The organism is Haloarcula sp. MBLA0138, from assembly GCF_055632455.1.
Genome location: NZ_CM145746.1, coordinates 456,363 through 475,429, shown reverse-complemented (window position 1 = coordinate 475,429; position 19,067 = coordinate 456,363). Strand labels below are relative to the sequence as shown.

Sequence of the window (19,067 nt, the reverse complement as noted above, 5' to 3'; positions counted from 1 at the left end):
CGTATGACCGACGCCGCCGACCTCGCACAGCGCGTCCGCGAGGGCGAGTTGCGACTCTACGAACTGGAGGACCACGCCGACGCCGACACGGCCGCCGCCGCCCGCCGGCACCTGTTGGCCGAGGAGACCGGGGCCGACCTCTCGACGGTCGGCGAGTACGCCTTCGACGCCGCCGACGCCGAGTCGAACGTCGAGAACATGGTCGGGGCCGCCCAGATTCCGATGGGCGTCGTCGGCCCGCTCCCGATAGACGGCGGGGCCGCCGACGGCGAACACTACCTCCCGCTGGCGACGACCGAGGGCGCGCTGCTGGCCTCGGTCAACCGCGGCGTCTCGACCATCCGGACGGCCGGCGGCGCGACCGCTCGCGTCCTCAAGTCGGGGATGACCCGCGCGCCGGTGTTCAAAGTCGAGGACGTGGCGGCCGCCGGTGAGGTGTCCGCGTGGGTGCGCGAGAACACGGCCGCGCTGGCCGAGGCCGCCGAGGCGACCACGAGCCACGGCGAGCTACAGGACGTGGAGCCCTACGTCGTCGGCGACAGCGTCTTCCTACGGTTCGTCTACGACACGAAAGACGCGATGGGGATGAACATGGCGACCATCGCCACCGAGGCCGCCTGCGAGGTCGTCGAGGCCGAGACGCCCGCCGACCTCGTGGCGCTATCGGGCAACCTCTGTTCGGACAAGAAACCCGCCGCCATCAACGCCGTCGAGGGGCGGGGCCGGACCGTCTCCGCGGACGTGCTCGTCCCCCACGAGCAGGTCGAGGACCGACTCGACACGACCACCGACGCCATCGCCGAGGCCAACACCCGCAAGAACCTCGTCGGCTCGGCCAAGGCCGGCGCGCTCGGCTTCAACGCCCACGCGGCCAACGTCGTCGCTGCCGCCTTCCTCGCGCTGGGCCAAGACGCCGCGCAGGTCGTCGAGGGGAGCAACGCCATCACCACCGTCGACGCCCGCGAGGAGGGGCTGTACGCCTCCGTCACCATCGCCTCGCTGGAGGTGGGGACCGTCGGTGGCGGCACCGGCCTGCCCACCCAGTCCGAAGCGCTGTCGGTGCTTGGCTACGGCGGCGGCGGCGACCCGCCCGGGAGCAACGCCGACGCGCTGGCGGAGGTCGTCGCGGCCGGCGCGCTGGCCGGCGAACTCTCCCTGCTCGCGGCGCTGTCCTCCCGGCACCTCTCGTCGGCCCACGCGGAACTGGGCCGGTAGGGTCACTTTCACTTCCGCTCCGGGGGCGTGGCTCCGGTTTATCACCCGGCGCTCGCTACGGGGTGACGCGTCCGCCCGGGAGCCCCGGCGGGCGCGCCCACCCATGACGCGAGACGACACGTCCAGCGACGCGCAGGTATCGACGACGCGGCGGTGGCTCAGGCTGGCGCGGCTGGCCGCGACGACGGCCGCCGCGCTGGCCGCCGTGGCCGAGGCCGTCGGCCTCCTTCAGCGCTGACTCAGGAGGTAGCCGACGCCGGCGACGAGTACGACCACGCCGGCCAGCAGCAGGTCCCCGCTGCCGAGCAGCGGTCCCAGCACCAGCAGCGCCCACGCGACGCCGAAAACCGCGTGGGCCGCGGCGAACAGGCGGTGTCCTCGCCGGGCGAACACCACCGCGCCCAGCGCGAACCCGGCGGTCAGGGCGACGGCCGACAGCGCCGCGGGGCTGACGGTGAGCGCCCCCAACGTCACCGGCCCGACCACCGGCGTCAGGAGAAAGAGCAGTCCCGCGACCCCCACGAGCGACCCGACGGCGGCGGGACCGGGTTCGAACTCCAGCGACGTGGCGGGTGTCACAGCAGGCGGTAGGTGCCGCCGGATTCGGTCACCTCGCCGGCGCGGACCAGTTTCGCCAGCGCGTCCCGGGCGTAGTCGGCCGGGACGCCCCGCTCGCCGGCGAACTCGACCACCGCGTCGGCCGTCGGCTCGTCGAGGTCCCGGAGCGCGGCCAGCACCGTCTCCTTCCGGCTCGCTCCGCCGGTCGCGCCCTGTGTGGCGCGCTCGCCGGCCGCCGCGGCCGCGTCGGCGTCGACCCCGGACGCGTCGAGGTAGGTCTCGTCGTCGACCCCGGCGGTCTCGACCTGCCGCTCCATCTCGGCGTAGGAGTCCAGTTCGGCGAAGGCGTCGCCGTGGTCCTGCCGGTTCGCCAGCATCGACGCGCGGACCTCGCGGGCGTGGGCCTCGTCGTCCGTCTCGACGAACTTCCGGCGCTTGGCGTGCTTCCGACGGGTCCCACAGCGCGGACACTGCGTGGTGTCGGGCGAGCCGTCGACGACCCACAGGAAGCTACAGTCGCTACAGCCGACCACCGCGTACATGCCCGTGGCTGGGGCGCGGACGGTAGTGAATCCACCGGCGTCGCACGCACACGCGACCACCCCGCCCCCGACAGGGGTTTCCCGTTGGGGCACTTTGTGTAGACGATGCGGCTCCACGTCGCAGTGGCTGTACTGGCCGTTCTCGGCGGCTGTGCCGGCGTCGGGACGCAGGGCGAGGCGGCGGTGACGCCCGCGCCGGTCCCGACCGACGAGTTCCGGTACCCGCCCGGAATCAGCGCCGAGACCACCGTCCCGTCGGCGGTCGCAGGAGCCCACGAGGGCGCGCTCGCGGTGACGAACTACACGCTCCGGACGCGCCAGCGGATAACCGGGGCCGACGGGGAACTGCTCCGGGAGACGAACCGAGTCCGCCACGTCGAACGCAACGCCACCACCTACAGCGGCCGGTTCCACCAGAACGTCACCGGGTTCCCCGCGGACAGCCTGACAACGCGGGTCGACTACTGGACCAACGGGACGAGCGTCGCCATCCGGTACCGGGAGCGAAGCGGCGGCCCGACGGCCATCCGCTGGCCCTCCCAGCACGGCGGTCCGGTCTCGGACCACGCCGCGAGCGGGCGAATCGAGGCGACGCTCGCGGCCGTCGAGACGCGCGTCGCGCGTCGGCCCGGCGGCGGTGCCGTCCTCGCGGGCACATCCGTCCGGGACCCCGACCGCCTCATCACGCCCCTGTTCGTCGACGAGCCACACAACGTGACGGTGCGCCTGCGGGTCCGGGCCGACGGCGTCGTCGTCGCGCGCCGCGTGGCCTACGACGCCGCGTTGCGCGAGCGGCCGGTCCGGGTCGTCCGTGAGACACGCGTGACCGACATCGGAGCGACGGCGGTCCGGCGGCCGGCGTGGGTCGAAAACGCCAGCGAGTCGCGGTACGGCCGCTGACCGGGCGCACCGAAAGAAATGGGGTCGGTGAGTCGTTCCGCGCCTTACGCGAGCTTCTCGATATTCTGACGGCTACGGCGTCAGAGTACGAGCGGCTCTCTACGAGAGTCGCTCGATATTCTCGACGACTGCGTCGGCGAACTCGCTGGTGGCGAGTTTGTTGCCGCCCTCGATCTGGCGTTCGAGGTCGTAGGTCACGTCGCCCGAGGAGATGGTCTCCTCGACGGCGTCGCGGACGAGCTGGCCGGCGTCCTTCCAGCCCATGTACTCGAGCATGAGTCGGCCCGAGAGAATCATCGCGGTCGGGTTGACCTTGTCCTCGCCGGCGTACTTCGGCGCGGAGCCGTGGACCGGTTCGGCGAGACAGCGGGCCTCACCGAAGTTCGCACCGGGCGCGATGCCGAGGCCGCCGATCTGTGCGCCGGCGGCGTCGGACATGTAGTCCCCGTTGAGGTTCATCGTGGCGATGACGTCGTACTCGTCGGTGCGGGTCAGGAGCTGCTGGAGCATGTTGTCGGCGATGCGGTCGTTGACCACGAGGGCGTCCTCGGGGGCCTCGCCGTCGTACTCCTCCCAGAGTTCGTCCTCGGTGATGACGTTCTCGCCGTACTCCTCCTCGGCGACCTCGTAGCCCCAGTCGCGGAAGGCACCCTCGGTGAACTTCATGATGTTGCCCTTGTGGACCAGCGTGACGCTGTCGCGGTCCTCTTCGAGGGCGTAGTCGATGGCCTCGCGGACGAGGCGCTTGGTGCCGAAGGCCGTGATGGGCTTGACGCCGATGCCGACGGGACCGTCGTGGATGACGTCGTCCTCGCCCATCTCCTCCTCGACGAACTCCTTGACCTGTTGGACCTCGTCGGTGCCGGCCTCCCACTCGATGCCGGCGTAGACGTCCTCGGTGTTCTCCCGGAACGTGACCATGTCCATCTGCTCGGGTTCGGAGACCGGGGAGGGAACCCCCTCGATGTGGTAGGTCGGGCGGACGTTCGCGTACAGGTCGAGCGTCTTACGCAGCGCGACGTTCAGCGAGCGGAAGCCGGCCCCGACGGGTGTCGTGAGCGGGCCCTTGATGGCGACGTTGAACTCCTTGATGGCCTCGACGGTGTCGTCGGGCAGGTTCTCGTCGTACTTCTCGCGGGCGGACTCGCCGGCGAACACGCGCATCCACGCGATGTCGCGGCCGGTGGCGTTGGCGGCCGCCTCGATGACCTTCTGTGCGGCCGGGCCGACGTCGGTCCCGATGCCGTCCCCGTGGATAATGGGGATGATCGGCGTCTCGGGGACGTCGAGCTCGTCGTCGTCCGTGACCTGAATCTGCTCGCCCTCTGCGGGCACCTCGACTTTGTCGTACTCGTAGCCCATACCCGCGCATCGACAGTCGCGCCTAAAGGACTGCCGCTTTCACGTAGATGTGATAACGTGGAACATTCCGCGGGCGACGGGCTCGTGCCATCGGGCGCGCGAACGCAAACGCTTTCGGGCGACGGGTGCGAGGTGTCGAGCATGAGCGACGTGGACTTCGAGGCCGAGCAGTACGAGAAGTGCCGCGAGGCCGGCGAGATTCTGGCGCAGGTGCGCGACGAGGCGGCCGACCGGGTCGAGGTCGGGGCGTCCCACCTCGAAATCGCCGAGTGGGCCGAAGACCGCATCCGGGAACTGGGCGGGAAACCGGCCTTCCCGGTCAACATCTCCATCGACGAGGAGGCCGCCCATGCGACGCCGGAACCGGGCGACGACAGCACGTTCGGCGAGGAGATGGTGAACCTCGACATCGGCGTCCACGTCGACGGCTGGCTGGCCGACACCGCCGTCACCGTCGACCTCTCGGGCCACGACGAACTGGCCGCCGCCTCCGCGGAGGCGCTGGACGCCGCGCTGGAGGTCGCCGGCCCGGGCGTCGACGTGGGCGACATCGGCGCGGCCGTCGAGGAGGTCATCGAAGGGTACGGTTTCAACCCCGTCGTCAACCTCACCGGGCACGGACTGGGCCACTGGGAGCAACACACCGCGCCGAACATCCCCAACCGGGCGGTCGCACAGGGCGCGGTGCTGGAGCCCGGTGACGTGGTGGCTATCGAGCCGTTCGCCACCGACGGGCGCGGCAAGGTACAGGAGGGGTCCGACGAGGAGATATTCGCACTCGAACGCGAGGGAACCGTCCGGGACCGGACCGCCCGGCAGGTGCTCGAACAGGTCGCCGAGGAGTTCAAGACGCTACCGTTCGCCGCGCGGTGGCTCGACTCCCCGCGGGCGAAGATGGCGCTGCGCCGCCTGAAACAGCAGGACCTCGTCCACGGCTACCCCGTCCTCAAGGAGGAAGCGGGGAAACTCGTCAGCCAGAAGGAACACACCGTCATCGTCACCGACGACGGCGTCGAAGTGACGACGCGGTCGCGGTAGGCCGTCTTCTCGTGGGGACCGCGTTCGGACCGCGCGTCAGGCGTCGTTCATCCGCGTCGTCGTCGTCGTCCCGCAGACCCGGCACTCGCTGACTCGGTACGGTTCGCGCGAGAACGCCGCGTTCTCCGGCTTGGAACTCTCCGTCAGAATCCGGAGACTGACCGCGTGGGGCGTCTCGCGGTCGCAGTTCGCACACGCCTCCGACACGTCGGCACCGCCGTTGGTCGCTGCCATCTCGCTCAGTAGTCGGGCGGACAGCGACGTAAAAACCCCCGACCGTTGGCCGCCGTTTAGGACCGTTTATCGGCCGACTGCGCCCGAATTTCGGGAGTTACTAGCCGAGGCGTCCGGAGAACGTTCACCGGCGGCGCTCGTCCGGTCGTAGCCGGGTTCGAGAGATGAACGGCCAACACGCTTATATTGCGTCGGTAGCGGCGGGCGAAGTTGTTTTGGCCGCGCGGGCGGTCCGCGGGGACATGGAGCAGGTGTTCGCGCCGTGGCGAATCGAGTGGGTCGAGCGGGCCGACGGGAACCCGGACGCCGACTGCGTGTTCTGTGCGTTCCGGGACGCAAGCGACGACCGGGACAACCGCGTGGTCGCCCGGAGCGAGCGCGCGTTCGTCCTGTTGAACAACTACCCGTACAACCCCGGCCACGCGATGGTCATCCCGCACGACCACACCGGGGCCTACGGCGACCTCGACGGGGAGACGCTGCTGGACCACGCGCGCTTGAAACAGCGGACGCTGGCCGCACTCGAAGAGGCCATGGAGCCAAACGGCTTCAACGCCGGCCTGAACCTCGGCGGGTCGGCCGCCGGCGGGTCCATCGACGACCACCTGCACACCCACGTCGTCCCGCGCTGGGAGGGCGACACGAACTTCATGCCCGTCGTCGGCGACACGAAGGTCATCGTCGAGGCCGTCGACGACACCTACGACCGCCTGCACGCGGCCTTCGCCGACCAAGACGGGACCTCGGTGCCCGGCCCGGACCGCGCGGTCAGCGTCGACGCGCCCCCGACCGACGGTGCGGGGGACGAGAAGGGGAAGGGGCTTTGACCGCGGGCGTGTAACGACGGCCAACGATGTCGCGCCGCGCCACGCTCCGGCGGGTCGGCCTGCTCGTCCTCGGGGTCAACGTCGCGCTGGCGGCGCTGAAAGGCGGCGTCTGGATGGCGACCGGGAGCCTCGCCGTCCAGTCCGAGGCGGTCAACAGCGCGGCCGACGCCGTCTACTCGCTGGTGGTCGTCGCGGGGTTGTACCTGACGACGCGGCCGCCGGACTTCGAACACCCCCACGGCCACGAGCGCATCGAGCCGTTCGTCTCGCTGTTCGTCGCCGCTGGCATCTTCGTCGCCGGCGGCGTCGTGCTCTGGCAGTCGGCCCTCGCCGTGCTGTCGGGGGACGTGGCGGTCACGCGCGGCCCGGCCGCCGCCGGCGTCCTCGTGCTCACCGCCGTCGTGAAGTACGGCCTCTACCGCTACTGCCTGCGGGTCGGCGACGGCAGTAACTCGCCCGCCCTCGTGGCGACGGCCAAGGACAACCGCAACGACATCCTCACCGCAGGGGCGGCGCTGGTCGGGGTGGCCGGCGCGACCGCCGGCTATCCGCTCGCGGACCCGCTCGCGGCCATCGTCGTCGCCGTCGGCATCCTCTACACCGGCGTCGAGGTGGTGCGGGACAACGTCGGCTACCTCGTCGGGGCCGCGCCGCCCGAGGACCTGCGACGGGACATCCTCGGTCGGGCGCTGGAACACCCGCAGGTCGAGGGCGCACACGACGTCATCGCCCACTACGTCGGCCCCGAAATCGACGTGAGCCTCCACATCGAGGTCGAAGGCGACCTCACGCTCTACGAGGCCCACGACATCGAGACGGCCGTCATCCACTCGGTGCAGGATATCCCCGAAGTCGACGACGTGTTCGTCCACGTCGACCCGAGGGAACTCGGCGAGTGGAAAGACGACGACGAAGTGGAGCGGCTCGCCGACGGCGGATGACTTTTACGTCCACATTCCCATTTTCCCCACATAGAGTGTGTTTTATCTTTTTATCTTCCCCCATTCCGAATTCGTATCTGCATTTATAGGCTTATTTCGTCGTTTACAGTCCGATATGTCACGCAATAGTTTCGAAAGTTGGCAAAATAGATTCGTATTTCCGAGAAGCCACAAATCAACTGTTTATCTCCGTCTCGACTTCCTGCACACGTCGTTGGACGTGCTGGACTTCCTCGGTCATCGACTCGTTCGCGTCCGCGAGGTCGCTTATCTCGTCGGTGATACCTTCGAGTTCCTCGACGACGCTGTCGACCATGGTCGACACCTCGGAGGCCGAGACGGCCTGTGAATCGGTGGCGCTCGCTATCTGCTCGATACCCTGTTTGGTCTCCTCGATTGCCGAGCGGATGTCGGCTTGGTTCTCGTCAACGACGTGGAGCTGTTCGACGGCCTCGCCGACGGCCGTCGTCGTCCGCTCGACGCTGTCGGTGGTGGCGTCGGTGACGGCGGCCATCTCCTCGATTGCCGCCTCGATGGTGCTGACCTCCTGACTCGTCTGTTCGGCCAGCTGTTTTATCTCGTCGGCGACGACCGTGAATCCGGAGCCGCCGTCGGCGCTCCGGGCGGCCTCGATGTTGGCGTTCAGCGCGAGGAGGTTTATCCGCTGCGCGATGTCGGTGATGACCTCCATCACGTCGGCCACGTCGTCGAAGGTCGACTCCAGCGCCGCCGCGTTCTCCGAGAGGTCGTCGGCCGCGTCCGCCACCTCGTCGACCCGGTCGAGCCCCGCCTCGACTTTCGCTTGGGACTCGACGGCCAACTCCTCCATGTGGCCGCTCTCCTCGCTTATCTCCTCGGCGCTGGACGCGATTTCCTCCACGGTCGCGCTCAGGTCCGTCACTTCGTCGCTGACCGCCGCGAGGCGGGAGACCTGCTCGTCGGTGGTTTCCTCGATGAACTGGCTGCTGTCGGCGACCTCTCTGGAGCGGTCCAGCAACGACGAGACGGCGGTGCTCACGTCGGTGCTGAGTTGCTCCTGAATCCGCTCTATCTGGCGGCGCTGCTCGACGAGGTCGGTCACCCGGCTGACGTACTCGAACGCCCCGACGACGGTTCCGTCGGGGGCGTGCAGCGGCTGGCCCGCGGCCCGGACGTGCCACTCCTCGCCGTCCTCGTCGACGGTCGTCCGAACGTCGTCCTCCCGAATCGTCCGGTCCTCGCGGAACACCTCGTCGGCGAGTATCTCGTCGACGTCGGCGGTCCCGATGAGGTCGCTCGCGACCTCGCCCAGCGCCTCCGAACGGTCCAGACCGATGTGTTCCTCGTGGGCCTCGTTCCAGTGGGCGATGCGGCCCCCGTCGTCGATGGTGAGGACCGGTTCGGGGAACCGCTCTATCAGGTCCTCGAACATGTGTTTCCAGAAGTCCCGCTCGTCGCGGGCCCGCTCCAGTTCGTCGGCGTCCTCCGGCGGGTCGTACAGCGACGGTGCCGCTACACCGGCCGGTTCGCTTACCTCACTCATTGTTCGTGTACGTATGCTGGCGTGAGAAGCCCAAAAACGGTTCGGGTGGAGTATCGCATCTGATACTCGGATGCCACCGAGCGCCTCGTTCGTTCCGTGCCCTATCCGCCCGCTCCCGCCCGTTCCGTCACCGCTCTATCGGGTAGACGAGGTCGCGGTACGCCTCGCCGTCGGTCTCCGGGTTGACGAGGTGTTGGTTCCCGTCTATCCACTGCCCCATCGGCGTCGTCAGCCCGTCCGGGCGGCCCACGTCGTCGAAGCTGAACTCCCCCACGACCGTCTGGAAGGAGTTGCTCTGGAGCGCGGACTGCACGGCCGACTTCTCCGTGCTCCCGGCGGCGTTTATCGCCTGTTCGGCGACCTGCGTGAGGTTGTAGCTCGCGCCCAGCATCACCGGCGGGAGGTCGCTCTGTGCGACGTCGTACTTCTCGCGGAACGTCTGGGTCATCTGCTCGTTGCCGTTCCCGGTCAGCCCCGGGACCCACCCCGGCGACATGACGACGTGGCGGCCGGCCGCGCCCAGCGCGCTGTTCCACCCCGAGGTGTCCGCGGCGCGGGTGAACTGGATGAAATCCGGCGTGAAGTCGGACTGATTTATCTGCTTCATCGCGGTGATGCCGCCGTCGGGCGCGGGCGTCCCCAACAGCGCCTCGACGCCGGCCGACTCAGACTGGGAGATGAGCGTGCTGAAGTCCCGGGCGTGCAGTTGGTGTTTCGCGCGGAACACCGTCTCGTATCCCGAACTCGCCAGTTCCTCCTCCCAGAAGTCCGCCATCTCGATGCTCCAGTCGGTGTTGGGGACCCACAGACCGATGTTCGAGGGCCGTTCGGCCTCCGGAATCGTGTCGAGCAGGCTTCGGGTGCCCCTGACGTGGTCGCTGCTTTTCGGGAACGGGGCGAAGGTCCACTCGAAGCCGTTCTCGGCGTGGAGTTCGTCGTCGGAGAAGGCGACGCCGAGCATCGGAATCCCCTCGCGCTCGGCGATGGAACTCGTCGCGATGACGAGGACGCCGGCGAAACTCCCCCATATCATGTCCACGTCGTTGTTGCTGAGTACGGTCCTGAGCTTCTCCTGTAGGGTACGAGGGTCGCTCTCGTCGTCACGGAGGATGAGTTCGACCTCGTTACCGGCGACGCCGCCGTTCGCGTTCATCCGCTCGATACCCATCTCGTACCCCCGCCGGAGGTCCGGCCCGAGCGCGGAGAACGCCCCGCTCTGTGGGACCGTCGCGGCGATGGTGTACGTCCCGCCACCCCCGCCGGTGTCGCCGGTGGTGGTGTCCCCGTCGGACCCCCCCGAGCCGCCGTCGCCGGAGGAACCGTCGCCCGAAGAGCCATCGCCACCGTCGCCGCCGGAGCTACTGCAGCCGGCGAGTCCCGTGAGACCGACGATAGCCGCGGTGCTACTGCCTTTGATGAACGTCCGTCGTGATGTCATGGGTCGTGCTACGACTCCTCATCCTCAGTCATTAATCATAAAACTTCCGCCAGCAGTCGGCGAGACGGGCCGCGAACCGCGCCGCTGGCGGCCCGTCGTACGACCGAGAAAGCGCGACCGCCGGTCGTCTGCTACCGGTGCGAAGCCGGGGAGAACCGCCGCGGTTCCGGGTCCGGGCTCACTCGCGGCGGTAGTCGAGGCCGTCCCACGGCGGCCCCTGCCCTATCCACTGGTGGCTGTTCTCGCCGCCTATCTCCGACTCCTGCCACTCGATGGGGTCCCAGTCGGGTTCGAAGTTGAGATAGCCCGAACCGGCGAACAGCTCCACCCGGACGTCGCTCGCTGGGTCCCGGACGTAGAGGAAGTCCGCGCGGGTGATGGCGTGGCGACCCGGCCCGCCGTCGAGTTCGATGCCGTGCTCCGCGAGTACGTCGGCGGCCGCCCAGAGGTCCTGCAGGCTGTCGAGGTGGTAGGCGATGTGGTGGAACTGCGCGTCGGTCTCGGGGGGTTCCCGGTGGATGGCGATGTCGTGTGGCAGCGGCGTGACCGAGAGCCACCAGCCCCACGGCTCGCCGTCGTCGGTCCAGTACCGCTCGTTGAGTTGGTTCCCCAGCGCCTCCTGCAGCCAGTCGGCGTGTTCGACCGCCGCCTCGCCGCCGTCCTGCACGTGGACGTGGTCGATGCGGCGGGGCGCGATGCGGTTGGCGACGGACTCGCTGTAGCCGCGGTTCTTGAGCTTCGAGCGCTTGCCTTCCGGAGGCTGGGGCTTCTCGACCTCGTAGTAGAACTCGTAGGGGTGGCCGAACTGCTCGATGCGGACGGCGCTGCCCTGTCCGGCGTCGGTTTCCTCGGCGTCGAGGTACTCCACGTCCGTCCCGGCGGCCTCGAACTGGTCGGCGAGACCATCGAGGGCCTCCTGACTGTGGGTTCTGAACGCGACGTGGTCGACGCCGCCCTCCGCGGCCTCGGTGAGGCGCAGCGAGTGGTGTTCCCAGTCCCGCATCCCGCGGAGGTAGGCTGTCTCCCCGTCGTTCTCGACGACCTGCAGTCCGAGGACATCGCTGAAGAACCACAGCGACTCCTCCAAGTCCGGTGTGTACGCGGCGACGTGTCCGAGTTTGGCGATTGGTGATGTCATAATCGAATCTGTGAATTTCCGTCGTCCATCAGCACGATTGTTTGTAGAGGTATATTTGTGTGTCGCTTCCCCCGTTGACAGGTCGGGGCCGCCCGGACGAGCGGACGCGGACGGGACCGGCGCTCAGTCCAGCAGGGCCTGTAGGTTCCCAGCCGCGATGTCGGCGCGGGTCCCCTCGTCGACGTCCATCTCCGCGACGGCCGCGAGGCCGGACTCGATGCCGGCCCGGCCGCGGTCGGGGCCGAAGGGGTAGTCGGTGCCGAACACGAGCGTGTCGTCGAAGAGGTCGTGGGCGCACTCGTGGGCCGAGACGGCACCGCCCAGCGCCGTGTCGGCGTAGAACTCGCCGAAGTGGTCGCTGACCGGTTGGTCGAGGTCCGGCAGGTCCGTGTCGGCGTAGTTCTCGGGGTACTGCATCCGCGTCTCGTAGAAGCCGTCGATGCGGCCGCTGAAGTACGGCACCATGCCGCCGCCGTGATGGGAGACGAGGTCGAAGTCGTAGGCCTGCGTGACGCCGCCGAAGACCAGCCGGGACAGGGCCAGCGTCGTGTCGAAGGGCCACCCGAACAGCCGGTGGTCCATGTACTCGCTGGCCCACCCGTACCACTCGTGCAGTTGCGGGTGGAGCCACAGCGGCGTGTCGGTCCGCTCGGCCGTGGCAAACAGCGGCTCGAACTCCGGCCGGTCCAGCGGCTTGCCGTCGATGTTGGAGAATATCTGGACGCCGGCGAGGTCCAACTCCTCGGTGCAGCGCTCGAACTCGGCCATCAGGTCGTCGGTCACCTTCGGCACCGTCCCGACCGGGATGATACGGTCGGGGTGCTCGTCGGCGAGCCGCCGTATCTCGTCGTTGGCGAGGCGCGTTATCTCCAGCGCGCTCTCGTCGTCCAGCCCCTTCCAGAACGGGAGCGGAGCCATCGAGACGACCTGCTTGTCGATGCCGTACTCGTCCATGTCGGCGAGTCGCTGCTCCGTGTCCCAGAGGAACGCCGGCCGGCCGCTCAGCCCGGAGAACTCGTAGTTCTCGACCAGCGTCTCGTAGAACTCCTCGGTCAGCGCGTGCGTGAAGGCGTCGATAGTCGTAGTCATGGCGTCGTGTGAACGTCCGTACAGTGAGCGACGGACGACTTAAAACCACACACCGGGCGGCGTCCGGGCGATTTATGTGCCGCTGTGGCTATCGTCAGTGTATGGACGTGCTCCACAGCGCGATATGGGTATCGGACATCGAAGCGACGCTCGAGTTCTACGTCGGCGCGCTCGGGCTGGAGAAGACCCGCGAATTCGAGAGCGGGGAGGGCGCGCGCAACGTCTACGTCGCCGGCGAGAGCGACACCGAGATACAGTTCAAGTACCACCCCGACCGGGAGGTCACGCCGGGCGACGGCTACGACCACGTCGCCGTCGCCGTCAACGACACCGACGCCGAAGTCGAGCGTCTCGTCGAGGAGACCGGCTGTACGCTCCGTCGCGGCCCGCTCACCTCCGAGGGCGCGAACGCCCGCGTCGCCTTCATCGAGGACCCCGACGGCTACGGCATCGAACTGGTCGAGGAGTTCGACTAGTTTTTCACGTACAAAATATCCGCGAGAGCGGGTTTCTCGGCGTCTTCGCGCCCGATTCGGGCGACTCCTGTGACGCACCAGTGGCGACCCGGTCGCCACTGGCGCGTGACACGCCGGCTAATGGCCGTACTACTGTTATCCGCCGCCAACTCCTTTTCTTTTTGAAAATCCGGGTGTGGCCGAGAGAAGCGGTCGGTTCACTACCCGGAAGCGCTTCCGAACGGCTCGGGCAGCGCAGACACTCTCTCTGGAGACGGACAGTGAAAACGGCGTCGTGAACGGTGAATCGTGGGTCGGTGAGCGGATGGCCCGCCGGCCGCGGCAACCGCGACGGCCCCGTGCCCGTCCGGGCGGGCCGTCAGTCGTCGGACTCGGCGGCTGCGGCCCCGCTCTCGCTCAGTCGCTTCGCCACGTCGGTGATGAGGTCCTCCTGTCCGCCGACGACCTCCATGTCGCCGAGTTCGACCAGAATCGCGCGCGGGTCGATGTCGTACTTCTCGCCGGCCCGCCGGGTGTGCCGGAGGAACGAGGAGTAGACGCCGGCGTAGCCAAGCACCAGCGAGTCGTTGTCCAGTTTCGGCATCTCGTCGTCGTGTATCATCGGCACCAGCACGTCCTCGGCGGCGTCCATGACGCTGAAGAAGTCCGGGGAGACCTCGTAACCGGCCTTCTCCAGCGTGCCGACGAGCACCTCCATCTGGGCGTTGCCCGACCCCGCGCCGAGTCCGCGCAGGCAGCCGTCGACGGTCACCGCACCGGCGTCCAGCGCCGCCAGCGTGTTCCCGATAGCCAGCCCGAGGTTGTTGTGCGCGTGAAAGCCCACGTCGATGGAGAGTTCGTCGGTCAGCAGCTCCACCCGCTCGCGCACGTCCGCCGGCAGCATCGCGCCGGCCGAGTCCATCACGTAGACGGCGTCCGCGCCGTACGCCTCCATGAGTCGGGCCTGTTCGAGCACCGTCTCGGGCTCGGCCATGTGCGAGAGCATCAGGAGCCCGTTGGCCTCCAGCCCGCGGTCGGTGACGTACTCGAAGTGCTCCTCGGAGACGTCGGCCTCGGTGACGTGCGTGGCGATGCGGCAGATGTCCGCGCCGCGGTCGGCGGCCATGTCGAGTTCCTCGACGGTGCCGATACCCGGGAGCAGGAGCACGGACAGTTCGGTGTCGGTAAGCTCCGGGGCGACGGCGTCGAGGTAGGCCTCGGTGTCGGCCGCGGAGATGCCGTAGTTGATGGAGGAGCCGCCCATCCCGTCGCCGTGGGAGACCTCGACCACGTCCATCTCGGCCGCATCGAGCGCGGCGGCGACCTCCCGCATCTCCTCGGGCGTGAACTGGTGGTCGACGGCGTGCATCCCGTCGCGCAGCGTCATATCCACGAGCCGCGGGTCAGTCATCGGTGACACCCCCGAGTGCGCCCGCGTCGGTCGGTTGCGCCGCGATGCGTTCGGCCGTGCCGAGTGCCGCGCTGGTCATGATGTCGAGGTTGCCCGCGTACGGCGGGAGGTACTGCCCTTCGCCTTCGACCTCCAGCATCGTCGTGAGGATGACCTCGTCGTCGAGGTCGAAGGCCACGTCGTCTTGGTCTTTCACTTCCGGTTCGAGCGTCACCTCGTAGCCCGGGACGTACGACTGAATCTCGGACTCGATGTCGGCGACGGAGTCGCGCACCTCGCCGACATCGGTGGCCTCGTCGACCATCGTGTACACCGTGTTCCGCATCATGATGGGCGGTTCGGCGGGATTGAGCGTGATGATGGCCTTCCCGTCGTCGGCCCCGCCGACGGCCTCCAGCCCGGCGGAGGTGGTCTGAGTGAACTTGTCGATGTTCTTCCGGGTGCCCGGCCCCGCGCTCTTCGAGGCGATGTGGGATATCATCTCCGCGTAGCGCACGTCCGCGACCCGGTCGACGGCGTGGACTATCGGGATGGTCGCCTGCCCGCCGCAGGTGACCATGTTGACGTTGCGCGTCTCGCCGACCACGTCGTCGAGGTTGACGACCGGGACGGCGTAGGGACCCACGGCGGCGGGCGTGAGGTCGATGGCGAACAGCCCGAGGTCCTCGTAGACCGGCGCGTTCTGTTCGTGGACGTGCGAACTCGTCGCCTCGAACACTACGTCGAACTCGTCGGCGTGTTCCTTGACGCTGTCTATCCCCTCGGTCCCGACGTCGATGCCCTCGTCGACGGCGGCCTGAAGCCCGTCGGACTCCTCGACCGGGAAGATACCGACCATCCGCTGTAGGTCGATGGACTCGCTGCGGTCCAGTATCTTGTACATCAAGTCGGTCCCGATGTTCCCGGGCCCGACTATCGCTGCTTTGAGTCCCATACCAACGGTTACCCGATTGTGCTATTTAGGTGTACTGGAACGGGAAACCCGTCCGGTCACGGCCGGCCGCGTCGGCGACCGTGACCGCCAGCGGAGCAGAGGATTTCGACGGCAGGCGGTTCGTCGGAAGACGAGCGATTCGCGTCCCGCGTGCGGTCGGAGCCCCTAGAACAGGTAGTCCCGGGATTCGCGCTGGACGGAGGTCCACTTGGATTCGGTGAACTCCTCGATTATCCAGTCGCCGTTGTACCGGCCCGTCCCGGAGCTCTTCATCCCGCCGAAGGGCACGTGCGGTTCCGCGTTGACCGGCTGGTCGTTGACGTGCATCATCCCCACGTCGATGCGGTCGGCCACGTCGCGGGCGCGGCCGCGGTCGGCGGAGTGGACCGAGCCGGCCAGCCCGTACTCGGTGTCGTTGGCGAGTTCGACCGCCTCGTCGTCGGTCGAGAACGGGATGACCGGCGCGACCGGCCCGAAGTGTTCGTTACACGCGGCGGGCATGTCGTTGGTGACCCCCGAGAGCACGGTCGGCTCGACGAACAGGCCGTCGTGGTCACCGCCGGCCTCCAGCGTCGCGCCGTTCTCGACGGTCCGCTCGACGAAGTCGACTATCTGGTCGCGCTGGGACTCGTTGATTATCGGCCCGACGACGTTCTCGTCGTCGCGCGGGTCGCCGACGGGGAGTTCGGCGGCCCGCTCGGCCAGTCGCTCGACGTACTCGTCGTACAGCGACTCGTGGACCAGATGGCGGTTGATGGAGATGCAGACCTGCCCCTGATTCCAGAAGCTCCCGAACACGCCCGCGTCGACCGCGTGGTCGAGGTCGGCGTCCTCGAGGACGACGTGGGCGTTGTTGCCGCCCAGTTCCAGCGCCGGGAGCGCGAAGTGGTCGACGGCGTTTTTGCCGACCTTGCGTCCGACCTCGGTCGACCCGGTGAACGCGACGACGTCGCTGTCGGGGTGGGAGGCCGTCCGGTCGCCGGCTGTCGGGCCGGGGCCGGTGACGACGTTGAGGACGCCGTCGGGGAGGCCGGCCATCTCGAACAGGCGCGCCAGCAGCAGACCGCCCGTGATGGGCGTGTCGTCGGCGGGTTTCAACACGACGCTGTTGCCCAGCGCGATGGCGGGCGCGACGGCCCGGATGGAGAGCTTCAGCGGCACGTTCCACGGGGAAATGACGCCCACGACGCCGGCGGGCTGGCGCTGGACGATGTTCTCCTTGCCGGGAATCTTCGACTGGTTGTGCCTGCCCGTCCGCCGGAAGGCAAACGACGCGGCGTCGTGGACGAAGGTTACCGTCCCGCCGTGTTCGATGTCCTGTTTCGACTTCGTGCTGCCGCCCTCGACGGCCAGTAGCTCCCGAATCTCGGCCTCGTACTCGTCGATGAGGGTCGCGGTCTCCCTGACGATTTCGGCCCGCCGGTCCGGCGTCGTCTCGGCCCACGCCTGCTGGGCGTCGCTGGCGGCGTCGTAGGCGTCGTCCACGTCCGCGGCCGTGCCGGCCGGGACCTGCGCGAACACCTCGCGCGTCGCGGGGTTCTCGACGGCCATGCGGTCGCGGTCCTCGACGGCGCGCCACTCGCCGTCGACGTAGATGGCGTTCCAGTCGGCGTCGGGCGACAGGTCCGGTGCGCGGTCTGGAGTCACTGGTTCTGACATCGTCTCTATCGGCTAATCGCCGTACTCGCATAAAAGTGCTACTGTCACGGGCGACGCCGCCGCGACCCGGCGAGCGACGGCGGCCGGCGGAGTCGCCCAAACGGTAAGACTAAGTGAGAACTCACGCTAACGCAGTGTATGAGTCTGTCAGAGACAGAGCTAGCGGAGTTCGCAGAGACGCTGTACGACGCCTACGAGACGAAGGAGCCGGTCGACCCCATCTCCGACGAGACGGAACTGACGACCGAGGAAGCCTACGAGATTCAGCGCCGGGTCGTCTCGAAGGTACGCGAGAACACCGACGGCATCGGTCACAAACTCGGCCTCGTCAGCGAGGGGAAACAGGAGCAACTCGGCATCCAAGAGCCCATCTTCGGCTACATCTCCGAGGAGAACGTCCTCGAACAGGAACCGATTCCCGCCTCCGAGATGATTTCGCCCCGGCTCGAAGCCGAAATCGGGCTGGTGCTGGGCGAGGACGTTGCCGCACCCGTCTCGACGGCCGACGTGCTCGCCGCGACCGAGTCCGTCGTCCCGGTCGTCGAACTCATCGAGAGCCGGTACAAGGGCTGGACCATCCCCACGGCGCAGGACGTCATCGCCGACAACACCTCGACGGGCCGGCTCGTCATCGGCGAGCGGTTCCACGACCTGAGCGACGTCGACCTCGCCATGGAGAGCGTCACGGTGACGCTCAACGGCGAACTGGAGGCGACGGGCATGGGCGCGGACATCATGGGCAATCCCGCGCGGGCGGTGGCGTGGCTGGGCGACCGGCTCGCCGAACTCGACGACGGACTGCAGGCGGGCGAACTCGTCATGACCGGCGGCGTCTCGGCCGCCATCGACGTCGAACCCGGCGACGTGTTCAACGTCGAGTTCGCCACCCTCGGCACGATAGACCTCCGCGCGGAGTAGGCGCGAGCGACGGCGCGACGGCCGAGCGTGCCCCGCGTTCAGTTGAACTTTATTTCCAAGGAGAGTTCGTTCGCGGTACTCTGGACCTGTCCGATTATCTCGTCGTCGAACTTGTCGTCGCCCAGCCGCTTCGTGGGCGCGGAGATGCTGACCGCCCCGAGTAGTTCGTCCTCGACCTGTATCGGTGCGCCGATGCAGGCCAGCCCCTCGGTGCGCTCCTCGTGTTCGGTGGCGTACCCCCGCTCTCTGATGGCTTCGAGTTCCTCGAACAGCCGGTCGGGGTCGGTGATAGTGTTCTCCGTCGCCTTCGGCAGCCCGCGGTGTTCGATTATCTCCTCGACGTACGACCGCGGGAGCGAGGCCAGAATGGCCTTGCCGATGGCGATGTTGTGCAGCGGAATCCGGTAGCCCACGTGCGTATCGAGCGTGACCGCGTAGTCCCCCTTTGCCTGATGGAGGTAGACCCCCTGCCCGTTCTCCTCGGTCATCAGGTTCACCAGCATCCCGGTGTCGTTGGCGAGTTGGTCGACTTTCTGCCGGCCGAGCCGGTAGACCTCGTAGCCGCTCCGGACGTGCCCGCCGAAGGTGAGGAACTTGAGGCTGAGGCGGTACTCGTTGCCCTCCTTGACGACGAAGCCGTGCTCGCGGAGCGTACTCAGGTGATTGTGGATGGCCCCCGTCGTCATGTCGAGGTGGTCCTCGAGTTCGTGGATGCGCGCGCCGTCTACGTCGCGCAACGTCGCCGCGAGGCGCAGGGACTTCTCGGTCGTTCGGACGGGGTGGTTCGCTTTGTGGGGCATGTGCTGGGCTACAGCCCCCATCCACTTAAATGTATTTTCTATCTCAAAATTCACTCCCCGTCAGTTTTCGGTGTGAAACTCCGACA

The 19,067-nt window shown here is 68.0% G+C and carries 20 protein-coding genes; 8 read left to right on the top strand and 12 right to left on the bottom strand.

The features are described from left to right. Window positions 1-3 precede the first annotated feature (3 nt). Both hmgA and ACV7JO_RS02360 read left to right on the top strand, forming a co-directional pair. The gene (gene hmgA, locus ACV7JO_RS02365; RefSeq protein ID WP_470354742.1) at window positions 4-1,215 is read left to right on the top strand and encodes a hydroxymethylglutaryl-CoA reductase (NADPH); all 1,212 of its coding nucleotides are present in this window, start codon (window positions 4-6) and stop codon (window positions 1,213-1,215) included. A gap of 103 nt (window positions 1,216-1,318) precedes the next feature. Continuing rightward, complete coding sequence (locus ACV7JO_RS02360; protein WP_470354741.1) at window positions 1,319-1,453, top strand: hypothetical protein; 135 nt, start codon at window positions 1,319-1,321, stop codon at window positions 1,451-1,453. Here the strand turns inward: ACV7JO_RS02360 and ACV7JO_RS02355 are convergent. Next, on the bottom strand, window positions 1,444-1,794 hold the full coding sequence (locus tag ACV7JO_RS02355; RefSeq protein WP_470354740.1) for a hypothetical protein: 351 nt from the start codon (window positions 1,792-1,794) through the stop codon (window positions 1,444-1,446). The two genes, ACV7JO_RS02360 and ACV7JO_RS02355, sit on opposite strands and share 10 nt — an antisense overlap. Then, complete coding sequence (locus ACV7JO_RS02350) at window positions 1,791-2,315, bottom strand: DUF5817 domain-containing protein (protein ID WP_470354739.1); 525 nt, start codon at window positions 2,313-2,315, stop codon at window positions 1,791-1,793. Before ACV7JO_RS02350 ends, ACV7JO_RS02355 begins: the two co-directional genes overlap by 4 nt. Before the next feature lie 105 nt (window positions 2,316-2,420). Between ACV7JO_RS02350 and ACV7JO_RS02345 the strand changes: the two genes are divergently transcribed. Further along, window positions 2,421-3,215, top strand: a complete 795-nt coding sequence (locus ACV7JO_RS02345; protein WP_470354738.1) for a hypothetical protein — start codon at window positions 2,421-2,423, stop codon at window positions 3,213-3,215. 99 nt (window positions 3,216-3,314) lie between these two features. On the opposite strand, the gene icd is transcribed toward ACV7JO_RS02345, so the two are convergent. Next, a complete protein-coding gene (gene icd, locus ACV7JO_RS02340; RefSeq protein WP_470354737.1) occupies window positions 3,315-4,577 on the bottom strand; it encodes an isocitrate dehydrogenase (NADP(+)) in 1,263 nt (420 codons plus the stop codon). A 141-nt stretch (window positions 4,578-4,718) separates the two neighbouring features. Between icd and map the strand changes: the two genes are divergently transcribed. Then, window positions 4,719-5,615, top strand: a complete 897-nt coding sequence (gene map, locus ACV7JO_RS02335; protein WP_470354736.1) for a type II methionyl aminopeptidase — start codon at window positions 4,719-4,721, stop codon at window positions 5,613-5,615. Window positions 5,616-5,651: 36 nt separating this feature from the next. Here the strand turns inward: map and ACV7JO_RS02330 are convergent, their stop codons facing one another. After that, complete coding sequence (locus tag ACV7JO_RS02330) at window positions 5,652-5,849, bottom strand: DUF7835 family putative zinc beta-ribbon protein (protein WP_470354735.1); 198 nt, start codon at window positions 5,847-5,849, stop codon at window positions 5,652-5,654. 242 nt (window positions 5,850-6,091) lie between these two features. Between ACV7JO_RS02330 and ACV7JO_RS02325 the strand changes: the two genes are divergently transcribed. After that, window positions 6,092-6,676, top strand: coding sequence for an HIT family protein (locus ACV7JO_RS02325; RefSeq protein ID WP_470354734.1), 585 nt, complete (start codon window positions 6,092-6,094; stop codon window positions 6,674-6,676). Window positions 6,677-6,702: 26 nt separating this feature from the next. Further along, complete coding sequence (locus tag ACV7JO_RS02320; RefSeq protein ID WP_470354733.1) at window positions 6,703-7,617, top strand: cation diffusion facilitator family transporter; 915 nt, start codon at window positions 6,703-6,705, stop codon at window positions 7,615-7,617. Between the two features lie 175 nt (window positions 7,618-7,792). On the opposite strand, the gene ACV7JO_RS02315 is transcribed toward ACV7JO_RS02320, so the two are convergent. From ACV7JO_RS02315 to ACV7JO_RS02300, 4 genes are all read right to left on the bottom strand, one after another. After that, a complete protein-coding gene (locus tag ACV7JO_RS02315) occupies window positions 7,793-9,139 on the bottom strand; it encodes a methyl-accepting chemotaxis protein (protein WP_470354732.1) in 1,347 nt (448 codons plus the stop codon). 127 nt (window positions 9,140-9,266) lie between these two features. Next, entirely contained in the window at window positions 9,267-10,577 is a 1,311-nt protein-coding gene (locus tag ACV7JO_RS02310; RefSeq protein WP_470354731.1) for an amino acid ABC transporter substrate-binding protein, read from the bottom strand. 178 nt (window positions 10,578-10,755) lie between these two features. Next, window positions 10,756-11,715 carry a VOC family protein gene (locus tag ACV7JO_RS02305; RefSeq protein ID WP_470354730.1) on the bottom strand — a complete coding sequence of 320 codons (960 nt, stop codon included), beginning with the start codon at window positions 11,713-11,715 and terminating at the stop codon, window positions 10,756-10,758. A gap of 123 nt (window positions 11,716-11,838) precedes the next feature. Next, the gene (locus ACV7JO_RS02300; protein ID WP_470354729.1) at window positions 11,839-12,804 is read right to left on the bottom strand and encodes an amidohydrolase family protein; all 966 of its coding nucleotides are present in this window, start codon (window positions 12,802-12,804) and stop codon (window positions 11,839-11,841) included. 101 nt (window positions 12,805-12,905) lie between these two features. Here ACV7JO_RS02300 and ACV7JO_RS02295 point away from each other — a divergent pair, with 101 nt between their 5' ends. Beyond that, the gene (locus tag ACV7JO_RS02295; RefSeq protein ID WP_470354728.1) at window positions 12,906-13,280 is read left to right on the top strand and encodes a VOC family protein; all 375 of its coding nucleotides are present in this window, start codon (window positions 12,906-12,908) and stop codon (window positions 13,278-13,280) included. A gap of 358 nt (window positions 13,281-13,638) precedes the next feature. Here ACV7JO_RS02295 and dmpG read toward each other — a convergent pair whose 3' ends face one another. From dmpG to ACV7JO_RS02280, 3 genes are all read right to left on the bottom strand, one after another. Beyond that, window positions 13,639-14,670 carry a 4-hydroxy-2-oxovalerate aldolase gene (gene dmpG / locus ACV7JO_RS02290; RefSeq protein ID WP_470354727.1) on the bottom strand — a complete coding sequence of 344 codons (1,032 nt, stop codon included), beginning with the start codon at window positions 14,668-14,670 and terminating at the stop codon, window positions 13,639-13,641. After that, complete coding sequence (locus tag ACV7JO_RS02285) at window positions 14,663-15,604, bottom strand: acetaldehyde dehydrogenase (acetylating) (RefSeq protein ID WP_470354726.1); 942 nt, start codon at window positions 15,602-15,604, stop codon at window positions 14,663-14,665. Before ACV7JO_RS02285 ends, dmpG begins: the two co-directional genes overlap by 8 nt. Before the next feature lie 165 nt (window positions 15,605-15,769). Then, window positions 15,770-17,263, bottom strand: a complete 1,494-nt coding sequence (locus ACV7JO_RS02280; protein WP_470354725.1) for an aldehyde dehydrogenase family protein — start codon at window positions 17,261-17,263, stop codon at window positions 15,770-15,772. A gap of 138 nt (window positions 17,264-17,401) precedes the next feature. On the opposite strand from ACV7JO_RS02280, the gene ACV7JO_RS02275 reads away from it, so the two are divergent. Then, window positions 17,402-18,181, top strand: coding sequence for a 2-keto-4-pentenoate hydratase (locus ACV7JO_RS02275; RefSeq protein ID WP_470354724.1), 780 nt, complete (start codon window positions 17,402-17,404; stop codon window positions 18,179-18,181). Between the two features lie 38 nt (window positions 18,182-18,219). On the opposite strand, the gene ACV7JO_RS02270 is transcribed toward ACV7JO_RS02275, so the two are convergent. Continuing rightward, window positions 18,220-18,981, bottom strand: a complete 762-nt coding sequence (locus tag ACV7JO_RS02270; protein ID WP_470354723.1) for an IclR family transcriptional regulator — start codon at window positions 18,979-18,981, stop codon at window positions 18,220-18,222. Window positions 18,982-19,067 lie beyond the last annotated feature (86 nt).